The sequence below is a fragment of the Luminiphilus sp. nBUS_07 genome (assembly GCF_051201685.1).
In the GTDB taxonomy this organism is placed as follows: Bacteria; Pseudomonadota; Gammaproteobacteria; order Pseudomonadales; family Halieaceae; genus Luminiphilus.
On the sequence record NZ_CP179213.1, the window covers coordinates 2,329,054 to 2,344,577 of the forward strand.

12 protein-coding genes are annotated in these 15,524 nt (G+C 50.9%); 7 read left to right on the top strand and 5 right to left on the bottom strand.

What is annotated here, in order from left to right; genetic code table 11:
• The first annotated feature begins 242 nt into the window (after positions 1 to 242).
• Genes ACMAZB_RS10365 through ACMAZB_RS10380 form a run of 4 tightly spaced genes read left to right on the top strand, consistent with a single transcriptional unit; the run spans position 243 to position 5,276 of the window.
• Entirely contained in the window at positions 243 to 1,856 is a 1,614-nt protein-coding gene (locus ACMAZB_RS10365; protein ID WP_435220073.1) for a peptide ABC transporter substrate-binding protein, read from the top strand.
• Positions 1,856 to 2,794, top strand: a complete 939-nt coding sequence (locus ACMAZB_RS10370) for an ABC transporter permease (RefSeq protein WP_435216986.1) — start codon at positions 1,856 to 1,858, stop codon at positions 2,792 to 2,794. Before ACMAZB_RS10365 ends, ACMAZB_RS10370 begins: the two co-directional genes overlap by 1 nt.
• The gene (locus tag ACMAZB_RS10375; protein ID WP_435211620.1) at positions 2,791 to 3,690 is read left to right on the top strand and encodes an ABC transporter permease; all 900 of its coding nucleotides are present in this window, start codon (positions 2,791 to 2,793) and stop codon (positions 3,688 to 3,690) included. The genes ACMAZB_RS10370 and ACMAZB_RS10375 overlap by 4 nt, the downstream gene beginning before the upstream one ends.
• A complete protein-coding gene (locus ACMAZB_RS10380; RefSeq protein WP_435216988.1) occupies positions 3,690 to 5,276 on the top strand; it encodes an ABC transporter ATP-binding protein in 1,587 nt (528 codons plus the stop codon). Before ACMAZB_RS10375 ends, ACMAZB_RS10380 begins: the two co-directional genes overlap by 1 nt.
• A gap of 237 nt (positions 5,277 to 5,513) precedes the next feature.
• Here ACMAZB_RS10380 and ACMAZB_RS10385 read toward each other — a convergent pair whose 3' ends face one another.
• Positions 5,514 to 6,287, bottom strand: coding sequence for an SDR family NAD(P)-dependent oxidoreductase (locus tag ACMAZB_RS10385; RefSeq protein WP_435216989.1), 774 nt, complete (start codon positions 6,285 to 6,287; stop codon positions 5,514 to 5,516).
• 337 nt (positions 6,288 to 6,624) lie between these two features.
• On the opposite strand from ACMAZB_RS10385, the gene ACMAZB_RS10390 reads away from it, so the two are divergent.
• The gene (locus tag ACMAZB_RS10390) at positions 6,625 to 9,000 is read left to right on the top strand and encodes a PAS domain-containing sensor histidine kinase (RefSeq protein WP_435216991.1); all 2,376 of its coding nucleotides are present in this window, start codon (positions 6,625 to 6,627) and stop codon (positions 8,998 to 9,000) included.
• A 3-nt stretch (positions 9,001 to 9,003) separates the two neighbouring features.
• Here ACMAZB_RS10390 and ACMAZB_RS10395 read toward each other — a convergent pair whose 3' ends face one another.
• Positions 9,004 to 10,653: an alkaline phosphatase D family protein gene (locus ACMAZB_RS10395; RefSeq protein ID WP_435216992.1), complete on the bottom strand. Its 1,650-nt coding sequence runs from the start codon at positions 10,651 to 10,653 to the stop codon at positions 9,004 to 9,006.
• Between the two features lie 57 nt (positions 10,654 to 10,710).
• The gene (locus ACMAZB_RS10400; protein ID WP_435216994.1) at positions 10,711 to 11,745 is read right to left on the bottom strand and encodes a hypothetical protein; all 1,035 of its coding nucleotides are present in this window, start codon (positions 11,743 to 11,745) and stop codon (positions 10,711 to 10,713) included.
• Between the two features lie 82 nt (positions 11,746 to 11,827).
• Between ACMAZB_RS10400 and dusA the strand changes: the two genes are divergently transcribed.
• Positions 11,828 to 12,859 carry a tRNA dihydrouridine(20/20a) synthase DusA gene (gene dusA / locus ACMAZB_RS10405; RefSeq protein WP_435220074.1) on the top strand — a complete coding sequence of 344 codons (1,032 nt, stop codon included), beginning with the start codon at positions 11,828 to 11,830 and terminating at the stop codon, positions 12,857 to 12,859.
• Positions 12,860 to 12,904: 45 nt separating this feature from the next.
• Positions 12,905 to 13,834: a transaldolase gene (gene tal, locus ACMAZB_RS10410; RefSeq protein WP_435220075.1), complete on the top strand. Its 930-nt coding sequence runs from the start codon at positions 12,905 to 12,907 to the stop codon at positions 13,832 to 13,834.
• Here the strand turns inward: tal and ACMAZB_RS10415 are convergent.
• Together ACMAZB_RS10415 and ACMAZB_RS10420 are read right to left on the bottom strand one after the other, a co-directional pair.
• Positions 13,828 to 14,307, bottom strand: a complete 480-nt coding sequence (locus ACMAZB_RS10415; RefSeq protein WP_435211631.1) for an STAS domain-containing protein — start codon at positions 14,305 to 14,307, stop codon at positions 13,828 to 13,830. The genes tal and ACMAZB_RS10415 overlap by 7 nt on opposite strands.
• Positions 14,304 to 15,503, bottom strand: coding sequence for a PP2C family protein-serine/threonine phosphatase (locus ACMAZB_RS10420; protein WP_435216995.1), 1,200 nt, complete (start codon positions 15,501 to 15,503; stop codon positions 14,304 to 14,306). Before ACMAZB_RS10420 ends, ACMAZB_RS10415 begins: the two co-directional genes overlap by 4 nt.
• Between the last annotated feature and the right edge of the window lie 21 nt (positions 15,504 to 15,524).

Sequence of the window (15,524 nt, forward strand, 5' to 3'; positions counted from 1 at the left end):
GAGGGCTATCTGCCGCTATTACTCATAATAGGCACAACTCGCGGCATTTCGCGTTGGTGCTCATGGCCCTAAGCGCAGGGCTGCAAGAAGACCTCCTCCTATGGCATAGTGCACACCACAATTTTAGGACCATTTGGGTCCTATAAGGGTGATGCAGCGCCCATTCCAGAATTCGCAATGAAGGCAGAGACCACGTGAAAATCACAAATGTCCCCGGGGGATTACTTCGAACCCTTTTGTCGATGGTAATCGCCATTAGCTTAATGGCCTGCGGTGCCGGCGAGAGTAACGTACTTGAAGGCAACCGCACCGGAATCTTGCACTACGGCAATGGCGCTGAACCCCAGGGCCTAGACCCCCACGTAGTGACGGGCGTTCCTGAAAACCACCTCATCAGGGCATTGTTTGAAGGGCTGGCGGTTAAAAATCCCATTACGCTTGAGCCAGAGCCCGGTGTCGCTCAACGCTGGGAGTTCAGCGACGAGGGAAAAGTGATCACTTTTTTCCTCAATCCTGAAGCGCGCTGGTCGAACGGCGAGCAACTAACTGCCAGCGACTATGTGTGGAGTTGGAATCGGGCACTGCACCCGGAAACCGGCAATCTCTACGCCTACATGCTGTACCCCGTTAAAAATGCCGAGGCTTACGCCAAGGGTAAAATTAAGGACTTCACCGAGGTTGGAGTAAAAGCGTTAAACGACACAACCCTAGAAGTCACCCTAAATGCCCCGACGCCTTATTTCATTCAGCTCATGGACCACTACAGCACCTTTGCCGTGCACCCGGAAACGCTGCTTAAATTTGGCAAGATGACCGATCGCTTTACGCCCTGGACCCGGGTCGGCTCCATGGTGAGCAACGGCGCCTTTGTGTTAACAGATTGGGCACTCAACCGGCACATAAAAATGGCCAAGAGCGAGCACTATTGGGACAGAGACAAGGTAAGCTTAAACGGCGTGGTGTTTTACCCCACTGAGAACGTGGTCAGCGAAGAGCGCATGTTTAGAGTCGAGCAACTGCACTACACCGCGGTGGTACCACTCGATAAAATTCCCGTCTACCGCGAGCGGCCCAACACACCTTATTTGCAATCTCCCTACCTAGGGACCTATTACTATTTGGTCAATACCGAGCGTCCCCCCGTAGACAACGTCAAAGTCAGACAAGCGCTTTCGATGGCGGTAGATCGAGAGAAACTTGTGCGCAGCGTACTGCAGGAAACAGCCGTGCCAGCCTACAGCATTACGCCTCCAGACACGCTAGGCTATTTCCCACCTCAAGTATTCAGCTACGACCCGGACAAAGCCCGCGCCTTGCTCGCAGAGGCTGGGTACCCTAACGGCGAAGGCTGGCCGGGACTCGAGATTATTTACAATACCCAAGAGGCACACCGAAAAATAGCCGTGGCCATTCAGCAAATGTGGAAGTCAGAGCTTAACGTCGACATCACACTGGCAAACCAAGAGTGGAAGGTTTATCTCAACTCGGTGTCCCAGCGCGATTTCCAAGTAGCGAGACGAGGTTGGATTGGAGACTACGTTGATGCCAACAACTTTTTAGACCTGTTTATTACCGACGGTGGCAACAACAACACCGGATACAGCAACCCCATTTACGACGACCTGATTCTTCAAAGAGCACCTAGAGCGCAATCACGGGAAGAGCGCTATGCCCTGTTTACAGAGGCAGAGACCATGCTCATGGAGGAGATGCCGATCATCCCTATTTACACCTATACCAGTAAACACCTCATCCACCCCAGCGTAGAAGGTATGTATCCCAATCTTATGGATTCACTAAACCTAAAGTACGTCAAACTCCACCCCGAGCAGACGCTATCCGGGGAGGTGAACTAATGCTGCGTTTTATTATTAGCCGACTGCTGCAGGCCATACCGGTTATTTTTATCGTGATTACGGCCACGTTCTTTTTGGTTAGGGCTGCACCCGGCGGGCCTTTTGATGCTGAGAAAGTGGTGCTCCCCGAAGTCAAGCGAGCACTGGAAGCCCAATACAAATTGGACTTACCGTTACACGAACAATACTTCGCATACCTCTCGGACCTAGCTCAGGGCGAATTGGGGCCTTCTTTTAAGTACCCTGGCCGCAGCGTTAATGAAATTTTGTTCTCGGGGCTTCCTGTAACAGCGGAGCTGGGCTTCTATGCCCTACTTATTGCCTTGATCATTGGTGTTACGGCGGGTGTCCTAGCCTCTCTCAAACCCAATACCCGGCAGGACTACATTCCCATGAGTTTGGCAATGATTGGCATTTGTATGCCCTCTTTCCTGTTGGGGCCTTTGTTAGTACTCGTTTTCGGTATTTATCTTGAATGGCTCCCGATCTCAGGCTGGGGATCGATCCCAGGAGACAAAATACTGCCCTCCATCACGCTCGGGGCGGCCTATGCGGCTTATGTGGCACGGTTATCTCGAGCAGGCATGCTGGAGATTTTATCCCAGGATTATATCCGCACGGCTCGAGCCAAAGGGCTACCCGAATGGCAAGTGGTGGGCAAGCACGCCTTGCGCGGTGGACTTATCCCGGTCATTGCGTTCCTTGGCCCCGCCTTTGCCGGGCTACTCGCCGGATCTTTTGTCGTTGAAACCATTTTTCAAATTCCAGGGTTGGGCCGGTTCTACGTTCAGGCTGCCTTTAATCGCGACTACACCATGATCCTGGGCACCACGGTATTCCTCTCTTCGCTCATCGTGCTGTTTAACCTTATCAGTGATGTTGCAGCAGCGTGGCTCAATCCACGGCTGCGCAGCCAACTGTCGGGAGGTGGCCAATGACAACTCTCCAATCGAGCGAGCCCGCAGATCTGCTGGAAAACGCAGAGATGGGCGCCTCCCTCTGGCGCGATGCTTGGCAGCGACTGCGTAAAAATAAAATGGCCGTTGGTGGCGGCATTACCCTACTTCTGTTCATCGTAGTAGCCCTACTGACTCCATGGTTGGCGCCTTACAGCTATGAAGCGCAAAACCTTGACCTCGGCGCATCACCTCCCTCTGCCGCGCATTGGCTGGGAACTGACGTTTTTGGAAGAGATGTGCTGACACAGGTGATGTACGGAGGCCGCGTATCACTTGCGGTAGGGTTCATCGCAACCGCCGTGGCCCTGCTTATTGGGGTAACTTGGGGCGCTATTGCCGGTTATGTCGGAGGTCGCGTCGATGCCGTAATGATGCGCATCGTCGACATTTTATATGCCCTACCCTTCATGATATTTATCGTGTTGTTAATGGTGGTCTTTGGTCGCAACGTGCTACTGCTATTTTTGGCGATTGGTGCCGTCGAATGGCTGACAATGGCCCGCATTATGCGCTCGCAGGTTCAGTCGTTGCGGCAGCAAGAATTTGTCGAGGCCGCCATCTCTTTAGGTCTCTCTCCCGCGGCAATTATCCGCCGGCATGTCATACCCAACGCGCTGGGTCCCATTATTGTCTATACAACCCTCACAATTCCCTCGGTGATGCTTTTAGAGGCATTTTTAAGCTTCTTGGGATTGGGAATCCAGCCGCCCCAAACGTCTTGGGGTTTACTGATTAGCTACGGAGCCGAGACCATGGAAGAGTACCCTTGGCTGCTCATATTCCCTGGGCTGGCACTAACCACTACGTTATTTTCCCTGAACTTCCTGGGTGACGGGCTACGTGATGCACTCGATGTCCGGGGGTCTAAAGACTGATGAGCTTACTGAATGTAGAAAATTTGGAAGTCAGTTTTGTCACTCGAAACGGCACCTCAAAAGCCGTGAAGGGCGTGAGCTTCACGGTAGAGCCAAAGCAAATAACGGCAATCATTGGTGAGTCGGGGTCTGGCAAGTCGGTGTCATGTTACGCCCTGCTAGGTTTAATACCCTCTCCGCCAGGCCGTATCGACGGTGGTGTCGCCAGCTTTGAAGGTCAAAACTTACTCACACTATCAGAAGCAGAACTTCGGAAGATTCGTGGCAGTGACATTGCGATGATTTTTCAGGATCCAATGACCTGTTTAAATCCCTATCTCACCATTGGCGAACAGTTAATCGAGCCACTGCTAGTACACCGCAACCTTTCTCGGGCAGATGCCAAAACTCGTGCCATAGAATTGCTCAACGAGGTTGGTATACGCAGTCCCGACAGCACGTTCGATAGTTTCCCTCACGAGTTCTCTGGCGGCATGCGTCAACGCGTCATGATCGCCATGGCTTTAATCAACGAGCCCAAACTACTCATTGCAGATGAACCCACTACGGCGTTGGATGTCACCATCCAAGCACAAATTTTGCGCCTCATTGCCGATCTGCAGAAACACCGTGATATTGGCGTTTTATTCATATCCCATGACCTCGCTGTGGTCTCCGATATTGCCGATCAGATTGTAGTCATGGAGCAAGGCGAAGTTGTCGAAAGTGGCGCCCCTGACGCTATTTTTAATCATGCACAACATCCCTACACTCAAAAACTTCTCGCGGCGATTCCGTCTGGCGAGCGCGACAGTGAGGAAGCCAAAGACGACGCGTTGATCAATGTCCAAAACCTTCGCACTTGGTTCCACGGCAGTGGTAAAACGGAACCGGTCAAAGCTGTCGATGACGTGAGCTTTGATATTCACCGTGGTGAAATACTGGGATTAGTCGGTGAGTCTGGCAGCGGAAAGTCGACTTTGGGCCGATCGATTATGCGACTGGCTCCTGTAACAGGCGGACAGATAACCTTTGATGGAATCCAGCTGACGGGCCTAGAAGGTCGCGACCTTAAAGATTTTCGCTCCCGTATGCAGATGATTTTTCAGGACCCTTTTGCCTCACTGAATCCGCGCATGACGGTTTACGATACGCTCGCGGAACCGCTGCTATTGCATAACGTTTGCCAGCGCGCCGAACTCGACCAGCACATCGCCAAACTGATGGACGACGTGGGTCTCGCCAGAAATTTCATTCGTAAATACCCTCATGAGTTTTCTGGTGGACAGCGACAACGCATCGCCATTGGCAGAGCCCTTGCCACTCGCCCAGAGTTCATTGTGGCCGATGAGCCAGTGTCAGCTCTCGATGTCACCATACAAGCCCAAATTCTCGATTTGTTGATGGCTTTGGGACGCGAGCACAACCTCACCATGCTGTTCGTGTCTCACGACATGGCGGTTATTCGACATATTGCTGATCGGGTGCTTGTTATGTATCACGGTAAGATTGTCGAGGCGGGACCGGTGAAACAGGTCTTCAACAATCCAGCAGAGCCCTACACCCAGTCACTACTGTCCAGTATTCCAGGCGTGGCCATGATGTAATCGCGAGGGTCGAGGTTTCAGGTATAAGTGTATTGAATTCGTTACGGATGGCTGTGTCGCCAGAGCAGCTATCCGCAGAAACGCCACCCAATTAGTACCAACCTCAACCGATACGATCCCTTGGCACTCCGATGCGGAGCTTGCGTTAGGTCAGTGACTTTCAGCTAGACGGCTAAAACCATAACCGCCTATGCACTTTTCACGCATTCTGTTGGAACAACACGCCACCGGCCCTATTTACAACGTAAAGCCACCATCGAGCGTTAACAATTGGCCCGTAACATAACGAGACCCAGTAACGAAAGATAGAATCGCATCGGCAACATCATCTGGTGTGACTACATGCCCCAATGGTGTTTGCTCGGAAAAAGCAGCCTTCAGCTCGTCGTACTGCCCTTCGTCACCACCGCCCCAGGTATTAAAAGCCCAGTCACCATCAATTAAACCAGGCAGCACGGCATTTACCTGGATACCCTCTTTTCCCAGCGTTCTAGCAAGGGTTTTTGTCAAGCTGTTCATCCCTGCCTTTGAAGCGCAATAAGCAATAGAGCTGCCGTTAGCTGTCACGCTAGCAATACTTGATGTCATGACGACTTTACCCGCGTCAGCCTCGCGCAGGTAAGGTGCGGCCGCACGCGTCATAAAAAACGCGCCCATAAGATTGACGCCCAGAGTTCGATGCCAGATCGCCTCAGTCAGCCCCTCAAGATCATGATGGGGTATAAATGTCGTTGTGCCGGCATTGTTTATCAATATATCGAGTCGCCCAAATTTCTCTAGAGTCTGCCCAACAATGCGCCGACAATCCTCCTCTTTACTCACATCTCCCTGAACTGCCAGAGCATCGCAACCGCACTTAATAACATTGTCTACGACGGCCAAAGCGCCAGCTTCTGAGACGTTGTAATTAACAACTACATTGATGCCCCGCTGTGCGAGCTGCAAAGCCGTCGCAGCACCGACTCCAGAACTACCGCCAGTGATTAATGCTGTTTGACCTATATAGGACATGGTGTTCGCCCTCCTTCATTGAAATAATCCCAATAACTGTAAACTAAAATTTAATGTGGCACCGTTCCCATTTCGCGCTAAAAAGCCCTCTGTGAGCCAACAGTAGCCGCACAACAACCCCCTCTCACCCCCCCCTAAAAAGTCCGAAGGTCAGATCTCTGGCACCCGCCGGCAGAAACAGACTACAAAACTAGCCCCAAATGGCCCGTATCAACTTTATAAAATGCCATTTTTTTCTATTGCTGAGGATAAGCCTCAGTATTAAGGTACAGGCCGCAACACTACGTAGCGAACGCCGGTTCGCATGGACAGCACAGGGATTTGCTGGGTAAAAATCATGGGAACAAATGAAAGAGACCAGTTTTTAACCTCACTCGCTACGAAAGCGTATTGGCTCATTTTCAGTGCACACTTTATTGTGTTCGCTATCATGATGATGCGCTACGCCACCGACACAGCCTATGAAATACCCTCTATTACATGGGCTGTTTGGAGCGTTATTATTCTGGGAACGCCCGCGTTTTACCTCACAGCTCTTGGCCATTCCTATAAATTCAGAGCACTGTTAACACAGGCCTTACTCTTAGTTAGTCTTGCCTTTGGGCTGGCAAACCAAGGCTTAGGCGCAGTCACGACCTTCAACTTACCGTTATTGGTTCTGTTGGGCACCATTTTCTTCTCCCGACGAACAGCCCTAATTCAGCTAGGTCTAGCTGTAGTCGTCTTGCTCAGCTTTCTTTCCATGAGGCTCACAGGTCAGCTTCCGGATGTGGCCAATGCAGACTGGGTTTTAAATTCCAACTATCGTTGGATTCTAAGAACCGCCTACATCGCGCTTTTTAGCGGTGTCATCATTTATTTTTTACAGCAATACGTGAACTACACGTTTAGGTCTCTCGAGGATCTCAAAATACTTCAAGAGGCGGTGGATGAGGCGCCAGACGCTTTTGTCGTATGGGACGAGGACGACCGCCTTTTTATGTGCAATCGACACTATAGAGACCTAGATCAACGACTCAAGCCGACGCTTCAAAGGGGCGTCACTTTTGAACAAACCCTTCGCAGGGGAATTCAAGTCGGCATGTATCCAGACGCTGTCGGTCAGGAGGAGGCGTGGATTGCTGAGCGTTTAGAAGCACACCGTAAATCGGAATCCGAAAAAGTCGTAAGGCTGGACAACGGTCGCTGGATGAACGTTGTTGAATCTCGCACCTCAAGTGGCTTTCTCGCTGGCTTTCGTACCGACATTACAGCGCTGAGAAACTCCCAAGACATACTACAGGCAACCCTAGACTCTGTTTCTGAGGCCGTTGTCACCATATCGCAGGATGGCCGCGTTATAAACCTGAATGCAGCATCGCAGCAGCTCTTCGGCTACTCCCTGGCAGAGCTCAAAGGCCGGAACATCATGGAAATAGCTCCATACCGACGCCCAGCCGATGTTGGGCATCGGTTGGTAGCCGAGTCCCGATTCAAGCCGCTGGGTTCCACCGTTCGGAACGTCAATACCTCATTGGTACGAAAAAACGGCGAAACCTTCACCGCCAGAATTGAAGTCCGTGACGTAGAAATTAACGGACAGCAAGTGTTCCTGACCTTTATAAAAGATCTAACTCGACAATTTAAATATGAAAGCACCGTTCAGGCACTGGGTTCTGCTGTAGAGCAACTGGCCGCCGGCATCGTCCTGGTCAACAATTCAGCACGAGTGACTTTCGCCAATGCCTTTTTCTCACAGTTAGTTGATTTAACTTCTCAACCAAAAATTGAAGGCCTAAGTGTCGATAAGTTGTTTGAATTAATAGCGCCTGGAATTCTTCGCATGAATGTAAGCAGTGGAGAATCAATCGAGGCGCAGTTGCAAAATTTCTACCGTAGTTTAGGAGCGCCTGTAGCAATACATACAAAGCAAGGCCGGCGATTACGCTTGAGCGTCCAAGCCCTGGAGGGAAACAATACGATCCTGACTGTGACTGACAATACTGAAGAGCATGAACGACAAATTCAGCTGGAACAAAGTACTAAGTTAGCAACGCTTGGTGAGATGGCCGCAGGCATCGCCCACGAACTCAATCAGCCCTTACAAGCGATAAAACTCACCGCAAGCAATCTGGCGCTGCAGGTTCAGGGTAATAAGGCGCTAACAACTGAAAAGACGCTAGCGAAACTAGACCGAATAACTCAACAAGTTGACCGCGCAGCAATGATCACTGGCCACATGCGTCAATCTGCTCGATTAGCTAATGAGGAGCAGGCCGACGCGAATATAGCCACAGTCGTTCAAGACACGCACCTACTCATCGAGTCAAGCTTAAGACTCAAAAGCATCACTTTCCGCACAGAGCTTGCGGCTTCTTTACCAGACTGCAAAATTCATCCCGTTAGGCTGGAACAGGTGCTTCTAAACCTAATCAACAACGCACAAGATGCCATCATTGCCAAAAATAACGATCGGGGTGACCAGTGGATTCTAATTGAGGCGTATTTATCTGCTGACAAAACCATCTGCCTCTCAGTCGAGGATTCGGCCGGCGGCATTCCAGAAAGTATCGTTGAGCGCGTTTTTGACCCTTTTTACACCACAAAGGAAGTGGGCAAAGGCACCGGACTAGGCTTGTCAATTTCCTACGGAATTATTAAGGACGCCGGCGGCACCCTCTCGGTGTCAAATACCGAGCACGGTGCCAAGTTCGTAATAGTGCTGCCGACCTAATATTTAACTGAAGCGTCTGGCATCAACGTTAGCAACTAAGGGTTCTGTTTCATTGACAGTATATTCGCGATCGAGAACAGTGCTGACAAACCGCCACTGACTCACCGTTGCTTCGGGCGTCAAAGTTACTTTGGACCACCCACGATGGCTAGTATCCAAGTCCACCAATTCAGGGCTGCTCGCTTGCAGCAAGGCGGCCATCTGTTCGGGGGGCAAAGGAAAGTAGCTTTCTAATCCTGGACTAGTGACACCCGGACATCCCACCTCGACACCCACAGGAACACCCGCTTCGGTTTGTAAATTGAAAGCCCAGCCGTTGTGAGTGTCCCCCGCTACAACAACAGGATTATTCGCCAGCTCTAGCAGTAAGCTGAACACTCTTTCCCGGTCTGCTGGATAGCCATCCCATGCATCGAGATTCAATGGCAGACCATATGCGCCCAACTGCAATGTACCTAGCACATAGCTACGAACCTCTTCAGGCAATGTCAGTGAGGCCAGTTGCTCCTGAGTCATTTGAGGAATATTGATTTTTCCCATCAACACTTGCTGTCCCAAAAATTGCCAAGGCGCCCCACGATCTTTGCTTGCCGCCAATTGATTCGCGAGCCAGTGGAACTGCTCTTCACCCAGCAAAGTCCGCTCAGAATTTCGACGCAATGTCTCTTCAAAAATCTCAGGCGTGCGCTTGGCGTCAAGGAGGTCACGCCTGTAATCAAGCTGCTCGTCACGCCCCTCAAGTCGTGTATCGAGCATGATTATGTCGGCAAGATCTCCGACTTGAAAAGATCGATAAATCGGACCTTGATCAGTTTGCGCCGGCGTTCGAATCGGCATCCATTCATGGTAGGCCTTTCGTGCCATTTGCATGCGAGCGAAAAAATCCCCCTCATCATCACTGTGGTTTTGAGCCCCACTGTGCCATGTGTTGTTCGCCAATTCGTGATCATCCCACACACAAATCCAAGGGTGAGCCGCATGTGCGGCCTGCAGATCTTCATCGGTGCGATAGAGACCGTAGCGTTGACGATAGTCCTCCAATACCAGTATCTCATGCTCAGGCACTACAGCTCGCCCTAACGAGTCCACCACATAAGGGTTCGCATATACACCCTGAGCATATTCATAAATATAATCTCCAAGATGCATCACCACGTCGATATCTGCCTGAGCGATATCTCTGTAAGCATTGAAATAGCCTTGGGGATAATTCGAACAGGAACAAACAGCCAAACTAAAAGCCTCTACCGCACCAACCGGCAGTGTTCGCGTGCGACCAACCGCCGAGGTCACGCCATTGAAAACAAAGCGGTACCAGTAGTTGGTAGCCGGCTGCAGTCCCGTTGCATCCACCTTAACCGTGTGGTCTCGCTCCGGACCGGTGGTCGTTTCGCCGCTGATGACAACGCGTTTAAACTGCAAATCTTCAGCAACCTCCCAACGTCCCGTCAACGTCACAAGAGCGCCATCGCCCGGCAACACCCTTGTCCATAAGATCACTCGATCACTTAACGGATCGCCACTGGCAACACCATGGGTAAAATGGGCGGGTGCCGCCGCAGCCACCTCAAATCCTCGCAGGGAGACTAACCCCAGACTAAGCCCCATTCCTTGAATCACTCGTCGACGATTAATGTGTGACGTCTCGAACATATTTTAAACCCTCGTATGGCAGCACCACTTGGGCGCTACAAAAATGCGACCGTAACCTTAAAAAGCCTCGCCTGGTCTTATTGCTAAATTTAAGCGAATAAATGGGCTTCGGGAAACATCAAAACTAGGACCCTCGACCTCACTCCCGTCATCAAACTGTAGTGCTCTCAACCCCCCGACACCGGCACTAATAGAGGCCCACAAGCTTCCTTTTATGCGCCGACTAAAATCGACACCAAGATCAAAAGCGTTGATATCTCGGCTTGCCGCACCCTGCTGGGCGTCGATGGCCCAACCAGACCCTGAAATCATGCCGCCAACAGCAACAAACCAATCGGGTGACGGCGCATAGATCACCTGAGGCCAAGGCATAATACCGCTGATCGTCCATTCCTCATCAATTGTGTAAGAGACTCCTACATACGGCAGCCAGTATTTGTCGAATGGCGAGGTACTTGCAAAGGCACCAAACATCCACCAAAGGTCATTTGAGGCCGTATAACGGGTAAAGATACCACCCATGGTCTGCCAATAAGATGCCCCATTCTCGAGAGTATTATCGTTATAGAAGGGCAACAAAAAACCCATCAGCTGCCAATCTTCGCTCCATTGTGTGAGGTAACCCACGCCTACCGCTGCCGCATCGACACGAAATTCCTCTGCGCTGCTCAGATAAGGGGCGTCGACGGTAAATTCACTGTGACTCGCGTAAAAACCTAAAACTAACGTATCCGTCTGGTTAAGAAGAACCGGCAATCCTCCTGCAACGCTGACCGTGCTTTCCTGATACCGGACAGAGCTTCCGGGCGTTGGAAACTCGCGTACCGTGGCATCGTCGTAATAAGACGTACCAACATAAGCAACCGGCAAAAATGGGGCGTTTCCTCGGGATCGAGAAAACTCAATATCAGACTCAGAGAAAGCACGGGCTTTATCGGCTATGTAGCGGCCCAATGCCGTATCAGCACTACTCTCATTGGCCACAATGGTTTCTGTGACCAACACATCGCCGTCAGTTTGAGCAAGCACTGGAGGCATATGAACCGTTATTACGAAAAACAAGGCAACAGCACAAATCAACTTATCAGACATTTACCAGGAATCCGCCTCAAGGTCGCTCTATTGTACGTGCTAGCACTGGCACTGGCACACCGATCTACTCTACCCTATGACCATGAATTTAGCGCCTCTCGACCGAGTCAATCTTACCGAGCCATCACCTTGGCGGTTCTGCACAGCACCCTGTATGGATTGGACAGATCGGCATTGTCGACACTTCTGGCGACAGCTCACTCAGCGAAGTCGGCTTTACACCGAGATGGTAACGACAGGAGCACTTCTTCACGGCGATGTTGATCGGCATTTAGATTATGGCAGCGCAGAACATCCTCTGGCCTTACAACTGGGTGGAGCAAACCCTCAGGATTTAGCCCAGTGCGCAAAGTTGGCTGCAGCTAGACACTATGATGAAGTTAACCTTAACTGTGGCTGCCCGTCAGACAGAGTACAGAATGGGCGTTTCGGTGCGTGTCTCATGGCAGAGCCTGAACTTGTTCGCGATTGTGTAGCAGCCATGCGAGAGGCCGTGGAAATACCCGTTACCGTCAAGCAGCGCATCGGCATTGATCATCAGGAGAGCTTCGACGAATTATGCGATTTTGTAGGTATTGTCGCCGAGGGCGGATGTAATGTTTTTATCGTCCATGCCCGAAAAGCTTGGTTGGAAGGTTTATCTCCCAAGCAAAATCGGGAAATCCCCCCGCTTAACTACGCATGGGTCTATGCCCTAAAAAAGCAATTTCCACATCTAACTATTGTTTTAAATGGCGGCATTCAAAGCCTTGACGAGTGTGAAGCGCACTTGACTGAAGTCGACGGGGTCATGCTTGGCAGAGCCGCTTACCAGACGCCATGGTTACTGAGCTCCGTCGACTCAAGGCTTTTCGGCGCAAAGGATCCAGCCATCAGTCGAGAGGCCGTTATCGCCGAGCTGTCTGAATACGTAGACGCCTACCTGAAAAATGGCGGCCGGCTTAACCACGTAACACGACATATACTAGGGCTCTTCCACCAACAACCTGGCGGCCGTCTTTTTCGCAGGGCACTCAGCGAACAGGCGCACCTAAGCGATGCAGATTCTGGCGTATTACTGGCGGCTTTAGCAGAGGTAACGCAGCGCCATGGTAAAGAATCTGTGGTTGAATAGCTCCACGACCTTTGTCCGCACAAACACCAACTCACGGATGTAAACATAATGAACAAACTTGACCAACTTCGAGCCATGACTGATGTCGTGGCTGATACAGGCGACATTGGTGCGATTGAACGGCTGCAACCACAGGATGCGACGACTAATCCGTCTTTGCTGTTGAAAGCAGCACAAATGCCGCGATTCGAAAACCTGATCGCAACTGTGAAGGCAGGGAAATACTCTGAGTCGGTATCCTGTGATCAATTTTCCGTTGCCGTTGGCGCTGAAATCATCAATTTGATTCCCGGCAGAATCAGCACGGAGGTTGACGCGCGTCTTTCTTTTGATACTCAGGCTACGGTGTTAAAAGCGCGTGAATTAATGGCTCTATACGACAAACGAGGCATTGGCAGCGAGCGCATTCTCATCAAAATTGCCGCAACTTGGGAGGGCATTCGCGCGGCAGAGATTCTCGAACGCGAGGGCATTCAGTGCAATTTAACGCTGGTTTTTGGCTTTGCTCAAGCTCAGGCCTGTGCCGACGCTGGTGTTTTCCTGATTTCGCCCTTTGTGGGACGGATTCTTGACTGGTACTTAGCGAACACCGACCTCAAAGTGACGCAACCAAGCGAAGACCCAGGTGTGCAGTCTGTGATTCGAATATACGACCACTACAAAAACCATGGCTATGACACCGTTGTTATGGGAGCTAGTTTCCGCAACGTCGGTGAAGTAGAGGCCTTGGCCGGCTGCGACCGCCTTACAATAAGCCCAGATCTAATGGAAGCCATGAGCGAAAACCATGACACGTTGGCAAGAGCACTGATGCCGACGACTAGCACCCTGAATGCTCCCCCCCCGTTGACCGAGGAAGGATTTCGCTGGCAGACCAATGAAGATGCCATGGTGACTGATAAGCTCTCAGATGGTATCCGGCGATTTGCTGCAGATCAGGTGAGCCTAGAACACATACTATTGAGAGATCATTGAGCCTCTAGGGTCATGACCAAGTTTTGAAATGCGTCATGATTTGCTTCATTGAGACCCATCAGCGTGCGGTGCGCTTCAATAACCTTGAGACGCACTTCATCTTCGCTCGCATTTCGTGCGGGTAAATCGCGACAGCACTCCATATCGCACCTTTCACTACGAACTTCAAAAAGCTGACTGAAACCCATAGCTTGTAACAGCCGATCGATACTGGGGTCGCAGCTGAAAATCGCAGGTTTAAATCCAAACTTTGCCTTGGTGCTGATTGCGAGCTTGGCGAGCATTCCAAGGGTTGTGCTATCCAGCCCCGTCGCCTCTGTCACATCAACCCAAACAGACAGAAAATCGGGCTCTGAAAACATATTTTCAAAATACTCATCGAGAGCAGTGCACATGACCAAGCGTACATCACCCTGCAGCTTAAGAACGTGTGCTCCCCCATTACTCCCCGCTCGGATTTGGCAATCGCTCAACTGAAGCCTCGCGTTATAAACAAAGCGGCTACATCATCAGGAAGATGATTTGGATCTACCGTCTCTAAGCCCAGTCTCATTGCAAGTGACCTAGGGCTCTCCAAAGGTCCCTCCAAGCGGCTTAGAAGTAGCGCTTCCTTTTCAATTAAGTTGCCACTACCCAAAAGCTCAAGAATGCCATCAGACAGCAAGCCCAGCACAAAATGATCAGGCAACACGATCTGATGCTGGGTGTAACATGCGTCGGGGATGAGTCCTACTGGAGGTCCCTCCCCCTCTAAATACCGAATACCATCCCCGTCCAGCAGCACGGGGTGAGGAAGATGTCCCGCCACACTGTACGTGAGCTGATGTGTTTTCACATTTAAGACGCCTACTATCATCGTTGCGTATTTATTAATCACCAACTCTAGCAATTCGTGATTAGCAAATTCCAGCATTTTACGAGGACTTACTACAGCATAGTCGCCTTGGCGCAAAAAGTCGGATCGCTTTCGCGCGAAGAGATTTTTTAACAGTACTGTCGCGAAAGCTGATGAGCTTCCGTGTCCAGACACATCGGCTAGAAAGAATACAATTTCATCATCACCGACGCTGAAGTAGTCAGTGAAGTCTCCGCTAAGATAAAGAGAGGGAACGATGGTGTGACTAAACCAATAGTCCCCCTTGTGGAGAGCACCCGAGGGCAGCAAAGCTCTTTGAACCTGGCGGCCAGCCTGCTGGTCTTGCTCCAAAACTCGTAGGGAATGGCGAAGCTCAGTATTGCTGCGTTCGACGTCTTCTTTGCTAGCTTTCAGTTCTCGCTGCAAGTGCCGATGGTTAACACATCGCTCTATCGAGCGCTTTAAAAGCCCCGGACGCGTCCTAGGCCTAACAAAAAAGTCGGTGGCACCAAGACCCAACGCGGTTTTCATCGAGTCAACGTCTTGCTCATCAGCAATAACAATGACCGGCACCTGCACATCGAAGTTGCGCATGGCTCTGCGTACAGAGGCCCATGACACATTAGAAAGACCCGCATGACAAAGCACACAGTCCCACGGGCTTTCGGGACCCAGCGCACCTTCCAAATCGGGCACCTCGTTAGCCACATCAAACTGAAAATCCGCCATTTCTAGGATATCGACTAAATGCTTCGCCCTCGCTAACTGATCATCAACAATCAGTACGCTCCTAGCATCAGTATCACTGCTCATGAATTGGGCCTGTTGTTAAGG